Consider the following 16,912-nt stretch of genomic DNA (forward strand, 5'->3'; position numbering starts at 1 on the left):
CCCCGCTTCAGTTGCGCTGCGCCGGATCAGGCGTTGTAGGCCTGCACGATCGACGGGCGCGGACCCTTCCACTCGCCCGCTCCGGCCTGCCCGCTCACGTAGTCGGGGAAGTAGGAACGCTGCTCGGCCCAGGTCCCCTCCTCACCCGGGTGCTGCACCGCGACGAAGACCAGGCCGTCCTTGTCATGGACCACCGGACCACACGTCTCGGCGTCCTGGGGTACGGCGAGGAACTGCTCGACGTGCCCTCTTTCCTTGCCGGACAACGGCATTCGGAACAGGCCGTCGGAGAAGCCGATCGCACTGGGCATGCCGTCGGTGGCGATCCACAGGTCGCCCTTGCTGTCGAAGGCGACGTTGTCCGGGCAGGAGATCGGCGAAACCTTGTCCTTGGGGTAGCCCGCGAAGTAGGTGTCGGCCGCCGCCGGGTCACCGGCCACGAGCACCAGGTTCCACGCGAAGCGGGTGGAGGTCTGGTCGCCGAGCTCGGTCAGCTCCACGATGTGCCCGTGCTTGTTGGCGTTGCGCGGGTTCGGCTCGGTCGCACCTTCCTTGCCGGCCTTGCCGCGGTCGGTGTTGTTGGTGCAGACGACATACACCTTGCCGGTGTGCGGGGACGGCTGCACGTCCTCGCAGCGGTCCATCTTGGTGGCGCCGACCTTGTCCGCAGCCAGCCGCGTGTGGACGAGCACCTCCTCGATCGACATGCCCGGCACCGCGGACCGGCCGTTCCTGGTCAGTGCGATCCACTCCCCCGAGCCGTCGAACTTCCCGTCCGCCGGAAGCTTGCCCGTGCCATCGATCTCCGAGGCGGGCGAGTCGCCGCTGAAGCGGGCGACGTAGAGGTCGCCCCGCGAGAGCAGTGTCTTGTTGTGCTCGCGTGCGCCGCGTCCGTTACCCGGTCGGTAGGTGCCATCGGACACGAACTTGTAGAGATAGTCGAAGCGTTCGTCGTCACCCATGTAGGTGACCGCCTTGCCCGCGCGGGACAGGATCACGTTGGCGCCCTCGTGCTTCAACCGGCCGAGGGCCGTGTGCTTCACCGGGGTGGAGTGCGGGTCGTACGGGTCGATCTCGACGACCCACCCGAAGCGGTTCGGCTCGTTCTCGTAGCCGGTGCCCGAGCGGGCATCGAAGCGCGGGTCGATCGTCTCGAAGCCGTATGACGAGGGCGCGCTCGCCAGCCCGTAGCGCTTCTCCTCCGCGCTCGTGCCGTCGGCGCGGAAGTAGCCGTTGAAGTTCTCCTCACCGGACAGCACGGTGCCCCAGGGCGTCGTGCCACCGGAGCAGTTGCCCAGGGTGCCCAGCGCGCGGGTGCCGGTCGGGTCGCCCTTGGTGCGCAGCAGTGCACTGCCGGCCGCAGGCCCGTCGAGGTCGAACGGTGTGTTCCCGGTGATCCGGCGGTTGCGGCGCGCCTTACGAACATCCTTGGTACGCCACGGCTTTCCGGCGCGGTCACGCTCGAGCTCGACGACCGAGAAGCCGTGCGCTGCGAGGGAGACCGCACGCTGCTCCGCCACGGGCATCGTCGGCGGATACATGATCGCCGGGTTGACGTACTCGTGGTTGCACACCAGCAGACCCTCACGGCGCCGGCGGTCCGTGGTGATGATGTCGGTGTAGTCGTTGTTGTAACCGAACTGCGTCGCCTGTGCGGCGGCGCTCTGGTTCGCCGGATCGAACTCCGGTGCACCCGCCACCACCGGGTCACCCCAGCGAATGATCGGCTCCCACTGCCAGCCAGCCGGAACAGTCAGGCTGTCAACGGTTTTGGCGACCGGCTCGATGGGACCGAACGCCAGCCCCCGGCCCGCCTGACGTCCGGGAGGCGTGGCGGCCGCGGCGGGACCCGCCATTGCCGCGGCCACGGTGATCGCGCTCGCGCCGGCGAGGCCGAGGACCGACCGGCGTGACAGGGCGGCACCGGCGATGTCGCGGAAGGTGGAGTTGTCCGAGGTGTTCGGGATCGGCGCGAGGCAGGCGTTGGCGCACTTGAGCTGACAAGTGACCGGCGATCGCTTGCCGACGACGTGATCGGCCATGGGCAGGCTGCGTGGACGGGGTTCAACTGACACAGAACAACTTCCTCACGAGGAGACGGAACAGTGACGGAATGGTTGTGCCGGCACGCTCCCCCCGAAGCCGGCACTGCTCGCACGCTAGGTTCCGCTGCGATCCGTGTGGTGTCCTCGCCGTGACCCTTCGGTGAACAGCACCTGTGCGGGGCGGGTGAAACGCGTTGCTCGTCGCCGCGCTATCGGCGATCGTGGGTTCGTGACACGGATCCGCCTACGCTCCCCCGACCGGGAGTCACAGACCGACACCCGTGTGGGCGAGAGTTGGCTGGGTGCGGCGCGACGTCTGGCCGTGCCTGCTGAACCGGTGGCCGCGGACCTGTCCGACGATCCGAAGACATTCCTCGTCGACGAGGACCTGCGTGTCGGGCTCCGGCCGATGCTGCACAGCGACCTGCACGACGTGCTGCGCTGGAGGCATGCCGATCACGTACGCCGGTGGTTCGGTCCACCGCCGACCTGGCAGGACGTGGTCGATCGCTATGGACCCCGGATCGATGGCCGTCAACCGACGCGCATGTCGGTGATCGAGGCGAACGGTCGATCGGTGGGCTTCATTCAGGACTACTTGGTCAGGGATCATCCCGAATACGCAGTCCTGACTCCCGATCCGAACGCGATCGGTGGGGACTATCTCATCGGTGAACCCGCCTGGGTCGGTCGCGGCATCGGCACGAGGCTCATCTGGACCTGGCTGGCCGGCCTGCCCGCCCAATACCCCGGCACCAAAACCGTGTTCGTGTCACCGGATCACCGGAACGCTGCGTCGTTGCGCATCCTGGCCAAGACCGGCTTCGAGCAGGGCCTCTGGTTCGACGAGCCGCAGCGGGACGGAACCGTATCGACCGTGATCGGCTGCAGTCTTGACCTCGATGTCGTGGTCGGGCCGCCCGGCTGATGGCCTCCGAGAACGCCAACGACTGCGTGCCGGGTCGTCCGGCTGCTGGTCACACCACCGTGAGCGGCAGCAGCTTCTTGCCGGTCGGGCCGATCTGGATCTCGGTGTTCATCTGTGGGCAGACCCCGCAGTCGTAACACGGGGTCCAGCGGCAGTCGTCGAGTTCGTTCTCGTCGATCGCGTCCTGCCAGTCGTCCCAGAGCCAGTCCTTGTCCAGACCGGAGTCGAGGTGGTCCCACGGCAGCACTTCGTTCTCGTCCCGCTCGCGAGTGGTGTACCAGGCGACGGACACCGGCGAGTCCTCGAAAACCGTTGTCGCACATGACATCCAGCGGTCGTAGCTGAAGTGCTCGCTCCACCCGTCGAAGCGACCACCGTCGCGCCATACAGCCTCGATGACGGCGCCCACCCGGCGGTCGCCGCGGCTGAGCAGTCCTTCGACGATGCCCGGTTTGCCGTCGTGGTAGCGCATGCCGATCGACGAGCCCAGCCGCCGGTCGGACTTGATCGCCTCGCGCAGCTTCGCCAGCCTCGCGTCTGTCTCCTCCGCACCCAGCTGGGCGGCCCACTGGAACGGCGTGTGCGGCTTGGGCACGAAGCCACCGATGGACACCGTGCAGCGAATGTCCTTGCGACCGCTGACCTTCCGCCCGGTCTCGATGACCCGCTTGGCCAGGTCGGCGATCTGCAGCACGTCCTCGTCGGTCTCGGTCGGCAGACCGCACATGAAGTAGAGCTTCACCTGCCGCCAACCCGCGGAGTATGCCGCGGCGACCGTGTTGATCAGGTCGTCCTCGCTGACCATCTTGTTGATGACTTTGCGGATCCGCTCGGAGCCGCCCTCCGGCGCGAAGGTGAGACCGGAGCGTCGGCCGCCGCGGGTCAGTTCGTTCGCCAGGTCGATGTTGAAGGCGTCGACACGCGTCGACGGCAACGACAGGCCGGTCTGGCTGCCCTCGTAGCGGTCCGCGAGGCCCTTGGTGATGTCCGCGATCTCGGAGTGATCGGCGGACGACAGTGAGAGAAGCCCGACTTCCTCGAAACCCGTTGCCTGCAAACCCTTTTGGACCATGTCACCGATGCCGGTGATCGAGCGCTCACGCACCGGCCGGGTGATCATGCCGGCCTGGCAGAAGCGGCAGCCGCGTGTGCAGCCACGGAAGATCTCCACCGACATACGCTCGTGCACCGTCTCGGCCAGCGGCACCAGCGGCTGCTTCGGGTAGGGCCAGGCGTCGAGATCCATGACCGTGTGCTTGGACACGCGCCACGGCACGCCGTGCGCGGTCGGCGCGGGAGCCACCCGCTGGATCCGTCCGTCGGGCAGATAGTCGACCTCGTAGAACGCCGGCACGTAGACGCCGCCGGTGCGGGCCAGCCGCAGCAACAACTCGTCCCGGCCACCGGGCCGCCCCTCGGCCTTCCACGCCTTGATGACGTCCGTGATCGCGAGCAGTGCTTCCTCACCGTCACCCAGTACCGCTGCGTCGATGAAGTCCGCGACCGGCTCGGGGTTGAAGGCGGCGTGCCCACCCACCAGCACGATCGGGTCGTCGTCGGTGCGGTCGGCGGCGTGCAACGGCAGCCCTGCCAGGTCGATCGCCGTGAGCATATTGGTGTAACCGAGCTCGGTCGACAAGGAGAAGCCGAACACGTCGAAGTCACGCACCGCCCGGTGTCCGTCCACGGTGAACTGCGGGATGCCGGCCTCGCGCATCGCGGCTTCCATGTCGGACCACACCGAGTAGGAACGCTCCGCGAGCGTGTCCGGGCGCTCGTTGAGCACCTCGTAGAGGATCATCACGCCCTGGTTGGGCAGCCCGACCTCATACGCGTCGGGGTACATCAGCGCCCACCGAACGGTCTGCTCCGCACCGCCAGGTCCGAAGCCGCCGCAGTCCCAGTCCTTGACCGTGGAGTTGAGCTCGCCGCCGACATACTGGATCGGCTTGCTCACGCGCTCCAGCAACGGCTCGAGCTGTGCGAAGAGTGACTCACCTACCATGCGGACAAGAGTATGGCGAGACGGCGTCCCCGGAAAACTCACCGGCCGGTCCCGCCCCTCACCGAGAGGACACCCTCTTGCCGAGAGGACACGAAATAGGGCCGCTCACAGGCCGTATTTTCGCGTCCTCTCGGGAGTTGGGTGTCCTCTCGGTGGGGTGACGGGCACGCGGCACCCGACCGCACGACGAGCGGCCCCGGCGAGACGAGGACCGGACCCCGGCGAGACGACGACCGGGCCCGGCGAGACGACGCCCGGCGAGACGACGACGAAAGCGGAGTCGAGCCGGAAGGATCAGTCGTACAACCCGTCCAGCTCGCCCTTGAACTTGCGGGTGACGACCGTGCGCTTGAGCTTCAGGCTGGGCGTGATCTCGCCCTCCTCGATGGTCAGGTCGCGCGGCAGGATGATGAACTTCTTGATCTGCTCCCAGCGGTTCAGGCCGAGGTTGAGCTCGTCGACATACCCCTGCACCATCTCGCGGGCGGCGTCGGAGGAGACGACGGTGCGGTAGTCCTTGCCCTCCATGCCGTTGGCGGTGGCCCAGTCGGCGATCGCTTCCTCATCGAGCGTGACCAGCGCGGAGACGAACTTGCGACCGTCGCCCTCGACCACGAACTGCGAGGCGTAGGGGCAGATGCCCTTGAACGTCGCCTCGATCAGGCTCGGCGCGACGTACTTGCCGTTGGAGGTCTTGAAGAGGTCCTTCTTGCGGTCGGTGATGCGCAGGTGACCGGTCGGCAGCACTTCGCCGATGTCGCCGGTGTGGAACCAGCCGTCGACCAGTGTCTCCGCGGTCACGTCGTCGAGGCCGCGGTAGCCCTGCATGACGCCGGGGCCCTTGATCAGCACCTCACCGTCGCCGGCGATCTTGACCTCGGTGCCCGGGATGGGCCAGCCGACGGTGCCGACGATGTTGGCGTCCGGACGGTTGACGCAGGAGGCAGCCGATGTCTCGGTGAGGCCGTAGCCCTCGAGGATCGGCATACCCATGGCGTCGAACCACTTCGCGACATCCTGGTTGAGCGCCGCGGAGCCGGAGATGAAGAAGCGCACGCGCCCTCCGAAACGCTCCCGGATCTTGCCGAGCACGATCTTGTCGCCGACGGCATGCTGGACGCCCAGGACCGGGCTGACCTTGCCGCCTGCGCCTCGCGCGTCGGCGACCTTGCGGGCGTTGCCGCTGGCCCAGTCGAAGAGCTTGGCCTTGGCGCCGCCCTCCGCGGCCATCATCGTGGTGATCCGGCCGTAGACCTTCTCGAAGATGCGCGGCGCCGCACCCATCCAGGTGGGTCGCACGATGGTGAGGTTGTCGACGATCTTGTCGACGCGACCGTCGATCGCGGTCGGGAAGCCGATCTGCAGCGGCAGGGTGAGCAGCACCTTGCCGAAGACGTGCGCGAGCGGCAGCCAGAGATACTGCACGTCGTCCTCGCCGAGGATTCCGACCGAGTCGACGGCGGCGGCCTCGTAGCTCCACGCGTCGTGCGAGAGACGCACGCCCTTGGGGCGTCCCGTCGTACCGGAGGTGTAGATCAGGGTCGCGAGTGACTCCGGGGTCAGCTGCTCCATCCGCTTCTCGAGTGCGTCGGGGTGGTCGGCGAGGTATGCCGTGCCGAGCCGCTCGAGTTCCTCGAGGCCGATCACCCAGTCGCCGTCACCGTCACCGTCGATCTGCACGACCTTGCGGACCGCCGGTATGACGTCGCGGCCTCCCCGCAGCTTGGCGACCTGCTCGTCGTTCTCGGCGAACACCACCGTGCTGCCGGAGTCGCCCACGATGAAGAGGACGTCATCGGCGGTCGTCGAGGGGTAGATCGTGGTGGTGGCAGCGGCGCAGAGCATGATGCCGAGGTCGGCGAGAGCCCACTCGAGACGAGTCGCCGAGGCCACCGCGACGCGGTCCTCGGGCTCGACGCCCAGCGACACGAGCCCGGCGCCGATCCGCCGAGCACGCTCGTCGACCTGCGCCCATGTCATGGACTTCCATTGCTCGCCCTCGGGATAGCGGAAGGCTTCCCGGGTCGGGGTCTTGGCAACACGGTCCACGAAGAGGTGCGCCACCGAAGTGGCGCGACCTTCGACGACCGTCAGGTCGGGCTTCTCTGCGCTCAGCGACTTGGTCATGGGCGCACCCTACTAGCCAGTTGGGCTCCGGATCAGGCTGTGCCCGACTCTGTCTCACAGATTGCCCGTGCCTGGTCGACATCGCGGTGCATCTGCTCGATCAACGCGTCGATCGAGTCGAATTTCGTGTTGCCGCGCAACCGGCGCACGAACTCGATCCGAACCACCTCGTCATAGAGCTCGAGGTCATCCCGATCGAGCACGTAGGCCTCGACCGTGCGTTCCGGCACGTCGTCGAACGTCGGGTTGGTGCCGACCGAGATCGCCGCCGGCATCCGGTGCTCCGGCTCGCCCGCTGCCACCGATTCGCGCACCAGCCACCCGACATACACACCGTCGGCCGGGACCAGGCCCTCCGGCATACGCCCGAGGTTCGCGGTGGGGAAGCCCAGCTCCCGGCCGCGTTGGAGGCCGCGGACCACCGTGCCACGCACGTCGTGCACATGACCGAGTGCCTGTGCCGCCACGTCCACGGCGCCTTCGGCCAGCGCCGACCGGATCTCGGTGGAGGAGATGCGGCGACCTTCCCCGATGTCCGGCATCACCTCGACCCCGAAGCCGTAGCGCTCCCCCAGCTCACGCAGCGTCGTGACGTCGCCGGCGTTCTTGGCACCGAAGCGGGTGTCGCGGCCGACCACTGCCACCTCGGCGTGCAGGCCCTCGACGAAGACATCGCGGACGAACTCCTCCGGGGTCATCGCGGCGAGCTCACGGGTGAAGTCCAGCACCAGGACGGCGTCGAGGCCGGTCCGCGCCATCCGGTCGAAGCGAGCTTCGGACGAGGCGATCAACTGCGGGGCGCGCTCCGGGTGGAGGACCTGCAGCGGGTGCGGGTCGAAGGTGATCGCGCAGGAACGGACACCCCGCTCGCGGGCGCGCTCGACGACCTGGTGCAGCAGCGCCGCATGGCCGCGGTGCACGCCGTCGAAGTTGCCGATGGTGACCACGCATGCACCGAAGTCGGCGGGGATCTCGGTCAGCTTGGTTAGGCGCAGCACGCCGCAACTTTAGCCCGCGGGCAATTCCTTCTCGGACAGTCCCAGCACGCGCCAGGCGACGACGGCGAGCAACCAGGTCACGACGAACACTCCGACGATGACGAATCCGACGCCGTCCAGGTCGATCGAGCCGATTGCGGCCACCGGCCCCTCGGTCCATGACAGGCGATCCGAGAGCACCGAACACAGCTCGATGGTGCCGATCACGAGTGCCACGAAGACCGACAGCCAGGTCACGGTGGCGTTGTAGTAGAGCCGGCGCAGCGGCTTGGCGAACGCCCACCGGTAGGCCTTGGCCATGAAGACGCCGTCAGCCGCATCGAGCAGACTCATCCCCGCGGCGAAGAGCACGGGCAGCGTGAGTATGGCGTACCAGGGCAGCGAGACTGCGGCGCCTCCGGCCAGGACCAGGAGGCTGACCTCGGTCGCGGTGTCGAAACCGAGACCGAAGAGGAAACCGATCGGATACATGTTCCACGGTTTGGTCACCGACTTGGTCAGGCCACCGAGGATCCGGTTGACGAAGCCGCGCGAGTTCAGGTGGTGCTCCAGCGCCTCCTCGTCGAAATCGCCCTGTTGGGCCCGGCGCCATACGCGCAGGATGCCGATGAACGCGATCAGGTTGAGGATGCCGATGATCCACAGGAACAGGCCCGACACGGTGACACCGATGACACCGGTGACTGCATGCAGCGTGGAGCTGTCGTTCTCGACCGAGCCGGCGAGTGCCTTCATCCCGAGCGCGAGCAGGAAGCACAGCCCGAAGACCACGCTGGAGTGACCGAGGGAGAACCAGAAACCCACCGACATCGGCCGCTTGCCGTCGGCTAGCAGCTTGCGCGTGGTGTTGTCGATGGCGGCGATGTGATCGGCGTCGAACGCATGCCGCATGCCGAGGGTGTATGCCGTCACACCGAGCCCGATGCCGAAGGCCTGCGCGTGCGCTGTGTCTGCCCCGAGCTCGAAGTGCTGCGGCGCGACCACGAACAGCAGCGTGCCCCAGCCGAGCACGTGCAGCGCGAGCACCGCGGCCGACATACCGAGCGCCGAGCGGCGTTCTGCCGGAGTGAAATCGGCGAGGAATGCGCGAACTCGGTCGACCTTGGAGGTCCGCTGTGCGGTGACGGTAGCCATGGTCCGCTGAGCATATCCACAAAGCGCGACGACGTCGCATGTGGAGGCCGAAGACTGTCCGAACGACCAGGCGCCCTGCCCGATCGGTGCGTGCCTCAGGCCGGGAAGACCACCCGCGACACAGGCACCGGCCTGCTCTCGTCCAGCATCGCGACGAGTTCACCGGCCTCGGTGATCGCGGCGGACAATTCGACCGGCTCCGGTCGCCGGGAGAGTCGCTTGCCGTGCCGCAGGTCGAGCGCCTCCTGGTCGCTGATCCGGCGGATCGGGAACTGCGCGGCCGCCGCCTCACCCATACCGATGATCGGCAGCGGCTCGTCCCGGTCGGCCATGGCGGCGAGCTCGTCCAGCGGTGTGCAGTCGTCGATGCCGAAGCGGCCGACGCGTGTCCGGCGCAGCCCGGTGAGGTGGCCGCCGACACCCAATGCAGCACCGAGATCACGCGCAAGGGCCCGGACGTAAGTGCCGGACGACACCTCGACCTCGACGTCGATGTCCCGCAATGTGCCTGTGGCGGAAGCGATTTCGCGTTCGGCGAGGATGTCGAACCTGCTGACCCGCACCCGGCGCGGCTGGAGCTTGACCTCGTCTCCCCCACGCACTCTGGCGTAGGACCGCACACCGTCGACCTTGATCGCGCTGACCGCACTGGGCACCTGCTCGATGTCGCCGCGCAGCGCCTCGACGGCGGTGGCGACCGCGTCGCTGGTCACGCCCGACGCGTCATACGACGCGGTGACGTCGCCCTCGGCGTCGTCGGTGATCGTGGCCTGCCCGAGCCGGATGGTCGCGGTGTAGGTCTTGTCACAGCCGACCAGGAAGGTCAGCAGCTTGGTCGCCTTGTTGACGCCGAGCACCAGTACCCCGGTCGCCATCGGGTCGAGCGTGCCGGCATGACCCACCCGCCGGGTGTGCGCCAGCCGCCGGCCGCGGGCGACGACGTCGTGGCTGGTCCAGCCGGCCGGCTTGTCGACCAGCAGCAGGCCGTCTGCCGTCATTCTTCGTCGGCTGCGTCGGCGGGCTTCTTGTAGGGATCCGCGTCGCCGGCGTATGACGCGGCGGCCTTGCTCCTGGCCAGCTCCTCGTCGCGCTCACGTGCCGCCTTGAGCGCTTCCTCGATGTTCGCGGCGCCCTCGGGGATCGCATCGGGGATGAACTCCAGCGACGGCGTGAGCCGTATGCCGAGCCCCTTGCCGACGTGCGAGCGGATGCGCCCGCGCCAATCCTCAAGGGCTTCAGCGGTGTTCGCGCGCTCCTCGTCGGATCCGAAGACGGTGTAGAAGATCGAGGCGTGCTGCAGGTCACCAGTGACACGCACATCGGTGATGGTCACGAAACCGAGCCGCTCGTCCTTGACCCGACGCTCGACGAAATCGGCGACAAGGGTCTTGGTGCGCTCGGCGATCTTGCGGGCGCGTGCCGGGTCAGCCATCTCAGCCTCCAGGGGAATCGTTCGGGTTCGGGCAACGAACTTGCCAACAGCCAACCCTACGTTCACCCGTTCTTACGGGCGACGATCAGGTCTCGGTCGATCGAGGCGTCGACGCGATGCCGGAATTCGTCGGGCTCGCCCTCCACCGGGTTCAGCCCGTTGGCGGTCAGCAGCCCGGCGAGCTCGTCGCGCGGGGCCACGTGCCGGTTGTAGGACAGCCCGATCGCGCCGCCGGTGCGCAGCAACCGCTGCCACTGCGGCAGCGCCCTGCCCAGCAGGTCGAGCGGACTGCGCGCGAGCCGGTCCCCGTGCGAGCCGTGCTGCACGCCGTATGGCGTGTCGGTCACGATCACGTCGACGCTGCGCGCCTTGAGCAGCCCGTCGATGTCGGTGGTGTCGGTCGACAGATAGGTGACGTGCTGGGTGTTGCCACCCTTGAACGCATCCTTCGAGGGGGCGACCTCGACCTGCAACTGCTTGCCACGGGCGCGTCCGCTGGTGCGCAGCGCGGAGTCGTCGGCCGAGTGCTTCAGGCGGTGCTGTCGCATCCAGGTCTTGATGAATGCCGAATAGGCCTGGAAATCCTTGCTGTCCAGGTCGATGCCGGTGACATCCAGCCCGAGCGACAGTGCGATGTTGAGGGTCGTGCCACGGCCGCACATGGGATCAAGCACGTGCAGGGTGCCGTCCAGCAGTCGGCCCGGCTCGCGGGTGGCGGCGGCAGTCACGTTGAGCAGCAGGCGGGTCCACTGCTCGTTGGTCTTGCCCTGGTACTTCTGGATCGTGACCAGATCGCTCGGGTACGGCTCCGGTCGCTGCACCGGGATCGGGGCGAGGAGCTCACCCTCGCGCCGGAAGATCGCGTGGGTGGCGGACAGCGCCGAGAGCACGCGGACCGCGTGGTCGTCCAGGACGCCACTGGTACGCAGGGCCAGATAGTCGACGCCGGCAAGTCGGGTCGCACTGACCTCCGGGTCGGGCAGATCGAATCCCGTTGCCATCGTGCGGAGTTCGGCCTCGGCCAGGCGAGGCGCGTCTGCGGCATACACCCGGTTGACGGACGGTGCGAGCAGGATCAGGTGTTCGGGCACGCAGGCAAATCTAACCCGAGGTGGCGAATACGCGATCCCGGTAGGCACCGGGCGACTCCCCGACCAGCGCCGTGAAGTCGCGGCCGAAGTGTGCCTGGTCGAACCACCCGAGCTCGACCGCGAGGTCGGCGAGCGTGTCGTAGTCGCCGGCATGCAGCCGCGCGACGGCCGTGTGCACCCGGGCACGGGCGACCAGCCACTGCGGACCGACTCCGATGTAGTGGCGGCACAGGCGTTGCAGTGACCGCAGCCCCAAGCCGCACCGGTCGGCGAGCTGCGCCGCGGACATCGCGGGCGTGGAGTCCTCGAGCACGGCGATGACGACCGCGAGCTTCTCCAGCTCGGTGGTCTGCGCGGTGCTCTCGGCCCGGGGCAGGGCCAGCAGGAAGGCATCCAGGGCCTCGTCGACGTCCGGGTCGTCCGCGGAGAGGCCGGCCAGTGCGTCCGCTCCGGCGAAGAGGTCCGCAGCCGGCAGCACGCGGTCGCGCAGCCCGGTCGCCGGGACGCCGGTCAACGCAGTGAGCGCACCCGGCCGGAACTTCACGCCGACCACGCTGCCCGACCCGGTGAGAGTGACGTCGAAACGGGTCCTGCTGACGACTCCGGTGACGAATACGCCGGGGGTGGTGGCACCGGCACGACGCGACGTGGCCGGCTCGATCGTCAGGTTGGCCTGGGCGACCGGCAGCAGTGAGGAGCGGTATGACGCGCCCGCGGGCAGCTGCCACCGGACGGTCCAGTAGTGCTCGACCCACGCGTCCAGCGCTGGATGGCACGCCGGCCGCGCCAGCGTCGCGTGCTCGGCGAAGCGCCGCGGATCCAGGATCACCCCGTCCGTTGTCGCGAATGTCCTATTCGCCATACGACGCAGCCTAGAAGGATGGACGGACAAGCACATCCGACATCTTCAGGAGGCACAGATGACCGACACCACCCAGCCTGCGGCAACCCTCGGCATGGTGACCCTCGACTGCGCCGACGCAGGCGTCATGGCGACGTTCTACAGCGCGGCGCTGGGCTGGGACATCACGGCCCAGGGCGAGGGATACGCCATGTTGCAGCACGGTGACCTGCGACTCGGTTTCGGTGAGACGCCGGACTACCAGGCGCCGTCCTGGCCGGACGACGGGCACAAGCAGTTCCACCTCGACCTCGCAGCCGAGGACGTCGACGCCGCTGTGGCGCGCTGCGTCGAGCTCGGGGCCACCAAGCCGGAGCAGCAGCCCGGCGAGACCTGGACCGTGCTGCTCGACCCGGCGGGCCATCCCTTCTGTATGACGAAGCTCGCCAACTGGGGCTGATCGCAGCGGTTCCCGCTCATTGGGCCGCCGGGGTCGTGATCACCAGCACGGCCTCGGCCGCCCCTCCCACCGCGGCGTAGGAATGCCGCCGGTCGCTGGTCCAGGTGGTCGACTCCCCCACGGAGATGAGCTCCGATCGCGCCATACGCACCCGGATCGCGCCGCTGGTCACGACGAGGTGCTCGGTGACGCTCCGGCCATGGGCGGCGGAGGTATGCCGCGCACCCGCAGGGAACTCGAGGCGGAACACCTCGACCGTGGTGCCGTCGGGCCGACGGCGCAGGTCGAGCAGCACGGTGCGCATGCCGCCCGCTGCGGCCGCCTCCGAGCCACCGGTCTCACCGACCAGGGCCGACAGCGGCACACCCAACGGACCGCAGATCGCATAGAGCGTCTCGATCGTCGGATTGCGTTCTCCTGCTTCAAGTTGCGACAGGGTGGCCTTGCCGATGCCGGCGTCCCGAGCGAGCGCGGACAGGCTGATGCCACGGCTCTCGCGGGCCTCCCGGATGCGGGCACCCACGGCCGCAGAGGTCTCCCGCGCGGTCACGTCGTGGACTCCTCTCGCGCCATACGATGCTCGGCGTTAGTGTTCCGTAAACAGAACGTTTCGTGAACGGAACACCACATGCTCGACACCCTACCCGCCCAGCGCGCCGACAACACGACTCCGCTGATCGCCGGGATCGTCTGCGCGCTGGTGGGATTCACCAGTTCGTTCGTGGTCGTGCTCACCGGCCTGCGCGCGGTGGGAGCCAGCCCGGTGCAGGCCGGATCGGGGCTGTTGGCGATCACGATGTTGCAGGGCGTCAGCGCGATCGTCCTCGCGACGCGGTACCGGATCCCGATCACGCTCGCCTGGTCGACGCCCGGAGCCGCGCTGCTCGCCGGGTCCGGCACCGTAGACGGCGGCTGGGCCGCGGCGACCGGAGCCTTCGCACTCACCGGTGTGCTGGTGATCGCCAGTGGCGTGTGGTCCGGACTCGCCGAGCTGATCGCGCGCATCCCGACCACCATCGCGCAGGCGATGCTCGCGGGCGTGCTGCTGCCGTTGTGCCTGGCACCGGTGCGCGCCGTCGCCATACATCCCTGGGACGTGCTGCCGGTGATCGTCGTCTGGCTGGTGCTCGTGCGGGTCGCCGGACGGTGGGCCGTTCCCGGAGCCTTCGTCGCTGCGAGCGCCGTCATCGGGGTCGAGATCGCCCGGGCCGGAACGACTTTCACCGCTCACCGGATGGTGCCGACCCTGGCCCCGGTCGTGCCGCACCTGTCCGTGCAAGCAGTGCTCGGCATCGCACTCCCCCTGTTCATCGTGACCATGGCCTCGCAGAACATCCCGGGCGTCGCCGTGATGCGTGGCTTCGGTTACACCGTGCCCTGGCGTCCCAGCATGCTGGTCACCGGTGCCGCCACTGTCGTTGCCGCCCCGGCCGGTGGCCATGCCATCAACCTGGCAGCGATCAGTGCGGCGCTGGCGGCCGGCCCGGACGCCGGACAGGACACCTCCCGCCGCTGGGTTGCGGCCGCCTCGAGCGGTGCGACCTACCTGGTGCTCGGGCTCGCCTCCGCCGCACTCACCACGTTGGTGACCCTTGCACCCTCCGGGGTCATCGAGACCGTCGCCGGACTGGCTCTGCTCGGTGCGCTCACGGGCGCCTTGAAGGGAGCTCTCGGCGGGATGGGAACCGGGGCCGCGCCGGCCGCCGAGATGATGCCGGCCGTCCTCACCCTGGTCGTCGCAGCATCGGGCACGACGATCTCCGGCATCGAATCAGCCTTCTGGGCACTGCTCGTCGGCCTTGTCGCGCGGTGGTGGCTGCTGCGCGGAGTCACAACTTCGGGCGACGGCCGCCCCTGAGACGGTCGCTGGGCTCGTAGGGTGAGGAGCATGCTCGCTGCGTATGCCGCCCGACTCGACCGCAACGATCCGCTCTCCGCCCTCGAGGTGGGCGAGCGGCCGGATCCGGAGGTGCCGCAGGGCTGGTCCCGCGTGCACCTACGCGCCGCCGCGCTCAACCGGCACGACCTGTGGTCACTACAGGGTGTCGGCCTCGCGGAGGACAGGCTGCCGATGATCCTCGGCTGCGACGGCGCAGGAGTCACCGACGACGGCCGAGAGGTGATCCTGCACAGCGTCATACCGAGCCCCGGCTGGTCCGGTGACGAGACGCTGGATCCGCGACGGACCCTGCTGTCGGAGTTGTATGACGGCACGCTCGCCGAGCAGGTGGTGGTGCCCACCGCGAACCTCGTGCCCAAACCGGAGGCGATGTCGTGGCAGCTCGCGGGCTGCCTGTCGACGGCATGGCTCACGGCATACCGGATGCTGTTCAGCAACGCCGGCGTCTCCCCCGGCGACACCGTGCTGGTGCAGGGCGCCGGAGGCGGTGTCTCGACGGCGCTCGTGCAACTGGGGTCGGCTGCCGGACTGCGCATGTGGGTCACGTCCCGGGACGAGGAGCGCGGAGCCCAGGCGGTCGAACTCGGCGCGGACCGTGCGTTCGCCAGCGGGGAGCGACTACCCGAGCGGGTCACCGCCGTCATGGAGTCCGTCGGCGCAGCCACGTGGAGCCACTCGGTCAACTCGCTGAACCCCGGCGGCACCATCGTCATCTGCGGCGCGACGTCCGGGGACGCACCCGAGAAGGCCGAGCTGACGAAGATCTTCTTCAAGCAGCTGCGGGTGATCGGCTCCACGATGGGCTCGATCGGCGAGTTGCGACGACTCGTCGAATTCGTTGCCCGTGAAGGCATTTCACCGGTCGTCGATCAGGCCGTCCCACTGGCGCAGGCACGGGACGCGTTCACACGCCTGGCCGCCGGCGACAGTTTCGGCAAGATCGTGCTGACCATGGGTGAGGGCGACCAGGCTCACTGAGTGCGGCGGCGACCCAATTGCGTTGCCGCTTCGGCGAGTAGCTCCACGACCTGGACTCCGAAGTCGAGGCCGAGTGGGTGCTCGGTGTCGTTCGATACCGCTGCCGCGAGTTCGTCGGCTGCGGTCGCGAGCGCCGTGACGGCCGACGTCGTTGGCGTCGGCGCCGGGCTGATGCCGGTGTCGCCCCAGACCCGCATACCCCAGGTGTATGCCGACTCCGGTCCCCAGAGTGCGATCGTCGCCGTGCTGACCGCACCCGACTCGTGCGTGAGTGACAGATGTACGGTGTCGCCCCGGCCCGCCACTGCTGCAACGGAACTCACCGGTCCGAGGGCCGGGATCAACGTCCCCAACAGGTGCGGTCCGATGTCCCAGAGCGCGCCCTCGCGCTGCCGCCACGGTGAGTCCTTGTAGGGGCTCTCCGGTCGCTGGTTGGACGCTATCCACTCGGTCCAGGACCCGTGCCAGCCCTCGGCCTCCGCGAGTTCATCGAGCCAGGAACGCATTTCGGGTGTGTACCGCGCGGTGAAGAAGACCACCGACCGTGATCCGGAGTCCCGCGCGGCATCGCACAGTTCACGAGCAGTGCCCGAGTCGAGCGCGACCGGCTTGTCCAGGAGCAGGTGCCTCCCGGCGCGTGCCGCGTCGAGCGCGAGCGGCGCCTGTACGTCGGGCGGCACGGCATACGACACGGCATCGACGGCCTCGAGCAGCGCATCATGGCTCGAAAATGCTTCCACGCCAAGGGCTTCCGCAAGCTCCGCCCGCTTCGCCGCGTCGCGGCCCCACACACCGACCAGCTCGTTGCCCGAAGCCTGTATGCCGGGCCCGTGTGTCTCGCGTGCCCAGTAGCCGGTGCCGACCAGTCCGAATCTCATGCCTCAGCTTCCCAGGTGCGCAGCACGCGGCCCAACGCGAATGACGGCTCCTTCGCCGAGTGACGGTCAGATTGCACCGTCACTCGTCGAAGAAG

Annotated in this window: 15 protein-coding genes; 4 read left to right on the plus strand and 11 right to left on the minus strand. The window is 68.5% G+C overall.

The annotated features are described in order from the left end of the window. Positions 1-26 precede the first annotated feature (26 nt). Positions 27-2,042, minus strand: a complete 2,016-nt coding sequence (locus VG502_RS12325) for a PhoX family protein (RefSeq protein ID WP_325550357.1) — start codon at positions 2,040-2,042, stop codon at positions 27-29. 232 nt (positions 2,043-2,274) lie between these two features. On the opposite strand from VG502_RS12325, the gene VG502_RS12330 reads away from it, so the two are divergent. Beyond that, positions 2,275-2,973: a GNAT family N-acetyltransferase gene (locus VG502_RS12330; RefSeq protein ID WP_325550358.1), complete on the plus strand. Its 699-nt coding sequence runs from the start codon at positions 2,275-2,277 to the stop codon at positions 2,971-2,973. Between the two features lie 49 nt (positions 2,974-3,022). Here the strand turns inward: VG502_RS12330 and VG502_RS12335 are convergent, their stop codons facing one another. From VG502_RS12335 to VG502_RS12370, 8 genes are all read right to left on the minus strand, one after another. After that, positions 3,023-4,978 (minus strand): TIGR03960 family B12-binding radical SAM protein, encoded by a 1,956-nt coding sequence (locus VG502_RS12335; RefSeq protein WP_325550359.1) that lies wholly within the window; start codon positions 4,976-4,978, stop codon positions 3,023-3,025. A 294-nt stretch (positions 4,979-5,272) separates the two neighbouring features. Next, entirely contained in the window at positions 5,273-7,105 is a 1,833-nt protein-coding gene (locus tag VG502_RS12340; protein WP_325550360.1) for an AMP-dependent synthetase/ligase, read from the minus strand. A 32-nt stretch (positions 7,106-7,137) separates the two neighbouring features. Next, positions 7,138-8,103: a bifunctional riboflavin kinase/FAD synthetase gene (locus tag VG502_RS12345; protein WP_325550361.1), complete on the minus strand. Its 966-nt coding sequence runs from the start codon at positions 8,101-8,103 to the stop codon at positions 7,138-7,140. Positions 8,104-8,112: 9 nt separating this feature from the next. Beyond that, a complete protein-coding gene (gene nicT, locus VG502_RS12350) occupies positions 8,113-9,237 on the minus strand; it encodes a Nickel transporter NicT (protein ID WP_325550362.1) in 1,125 nt (374 codons plus the stop codon). Between the two features lie 95 nt (positions 9,238-9,332). Then, complete coding sequence (gene truB / locus VG502_RS12355) at positions 9,333-10,235, minus strand: tRNA pseudouridine(55) synthase TruB (RefSeq protein WP_325550363.1); 903 nt, start codon at positions 10,233-10,235, stop codon at positions 9,333-9,335. After that, a complete protein-coding gene (gene rbfA / locus VG502_RS12360; protein ID WP_325550364.1) occupies positions 10,232-10,669 on the minus strand; it encodes a 30S ribosome-binding factor RbfA in 438 nt (145 codons plus the stop codon). Before rbfA ends, truB begins: the two co-directional genes overlap by 4 nt. A gap of 62 nt (positions 10,670-10,731) precedes the next feature. Next, the gene (locus VG502_RS12365; RefSeq protein ID WP_325550365.1) at positions 10,732-11,760 is read right to left on the minus strand and encodes a TRM11 family SAM-dependent methyltransferase; all 1,029 of its coding nucleotides are present in this window, start codon (positions 11,758-11,760) and stop codon (positions 10,732-10,734) included. A gap of 10 nt (positions 11,761-11,770) precedes the next feature. Next, the gene (locus VG502_RS12370; RefSeq protein WP_325550366.1) at positions 11,771-12,622 is read right to left on the minus strand and encodes an AraC family transcriptional regulator; all 852 of its coding nucleotides are present in this window, start codon (positions 12,620-12,622) and stop codon (positions 11,771-11,773) included. A gap of 58 nt (positions 12,623-12,680) precedes the next feature. On the opposite strand from VG502_RS12370, the gene VG502_RS12375 reads away from it, so the two are divergent. Continuing rightward, a complete protein-coding gene (locus VG502_RS12375) occupies positions 12,681-13,061 on the plus strand; it encodes a VOC family protein (RefSeq protein WP_325550367.1) in 381 nt (126 codons plus the stop codon). A gap of 16 nt (positions 13,062-13,077) precedes the next feature. Here the strand turns inward: VG502_RS12375 and VG502_RS12380 are convergent, their stop codons facing one another. Next, a complete protein-coding gene (locus tag VG502_RS12380) occupies positions 13,078-13,611 on the minus strand; it encodes a helix-turn-helix transcriptional regulator (protein WP_325550368.1) in 534 nt (177 codons plus the stop codon). Between the two features lie 78 nt (positions 13,612-13,689). On the opposite strand from VG502_RS12380, the gene VG502_RS12385 reads away from it, so the two are divergent. Together VG502_RS12385 and VG502_RS12390 are read left to right on the plus strand one after the other, a co-directional pair. Then, positions 13,690-14,919 (plus strand): benzoate/H(+) symporter BenE family transporter, encoded by a 1,230-nt coding sequence (locus VG502_RS12385; RefSeq protein ID WP_325550369.1) that lies wholly within the window; start codon positions 13,690-13,692, stop codon positions 14,917-14,919. A 30-nt stretch (positions 14,920-14,949) separates the two neighbouring features. Then, positions 14,950-15,939 (plus strand): zinc-binding dehydrogenase, encoded by a 990-nt coding sequence (locus VG502_RS12390; RefSeq protein WP_325550370.1) that lies wholly within the window; start codon positions 14,950-14,952, stop codon positions 15,937-15,939. On the opposite strand, the gene VG502_RS12395 is transcribed toward VG502_RS12390, so the two are convergent. Beyond that, complete coding sequence (locus VG502_RS12395; RefSeq protein WP_325550371.1) at positions 15,933-16,817, minus strand: Gfo/Idh/MocA family protein; 885 nt, start codon at positions 16,815-16,817, stop codon at positions 15,933-15,935. The genes VG502_RS12390 and VG502_RS12395 overlap by 7 nt on opposite strands. Positions 16,818-16,912 lie beyond the last annotated feature (95 nt).

The organism is Flexivirga sp., assembly GCF_035551235.1.
Taxonomy (GTDB): Bacteria; Actinomycetota; Actinomycetes; order Actinomycetales; family Dermatophilaceae; genus Flexivirga.

Bases quoted from the DNA above. Each gene is read 5' to 3' on its own strand.
- VG502_RS12390 (WP_325550370.1), top strand. From the start codon at position 14,950: ATGCTCGCTGCGTATGCCGCCCGACTCGACCGCAACGATCCGCTCTCC.
- VG502_RS12385 (WP_325550369.1), top strand. From the start codon at position 13,690: ATGCTCGACACCCTACCCGCCCAGCGCGCCGACAACACGACTCCGCTG.
- VG502_RS12395 (WP_325550371.1), bottom strand. From the start codon at position 16,817: ATGAGATTCGGACTGGTCGGCACCGGCTACTGGGCACGCGAGACACAC.
- VG502_RS12370 (WP_325550366.1), bottom strand. From the start codon at position 12,622: ATGGCGAATAGGACATTCGCGACAACGGACGGGGTGATCCTGGATCCG.
- VG502_RS12335 (WP_325550359.1), bottom strand. From the start codon at position 4,978: ATGGTAGGTGAGTCACTCTTCGCACAGCTCGAGCCGTTGCTGGAGCGC.
- VG502_RS12340 (WP_325550360.1), bottom strand. From the start codon at position 7,105: ATGACCAAGTCGCTGAGCGCAGAGAAGCCCGACCTGACGGTCGTCGAA.
- nicT (WP_325550362.1), bottom strand. From the start codon at position 9,237: ATGGCTACCGTCACCGCACAGCGGACCTCCAAGGTCGACCGAGTTCGC.
- rbfA (WP_325550364.1), bottom strand. From the start codon at position 10,669: ATGGCTGACCCGGCACGCGCCCGCAAGATCGCCGAGCGCACCAAGACC.
- VG502_RS12325 (WP_325550357.1), bottom strand. From the start codon at position 2,042: ATGGCCGATCACGTCGTCGGCAAGCGATCGCCGGTCACTTGTCAGCTC.
- truB (WP_325550363.1), bottom strand. From the start codon at position 10,235: ATGACGGCAGACGGCCTGCTGCTGGTCGACAAGCCGGCCGGCTGGACC.
- VG502_RS12375 (WP_325550367.1), top strand. From the start codon at position 12,681: ATGACCGACACCACCCAGCCTGCGGCAACCCTCGGCATGGTGACCCTC.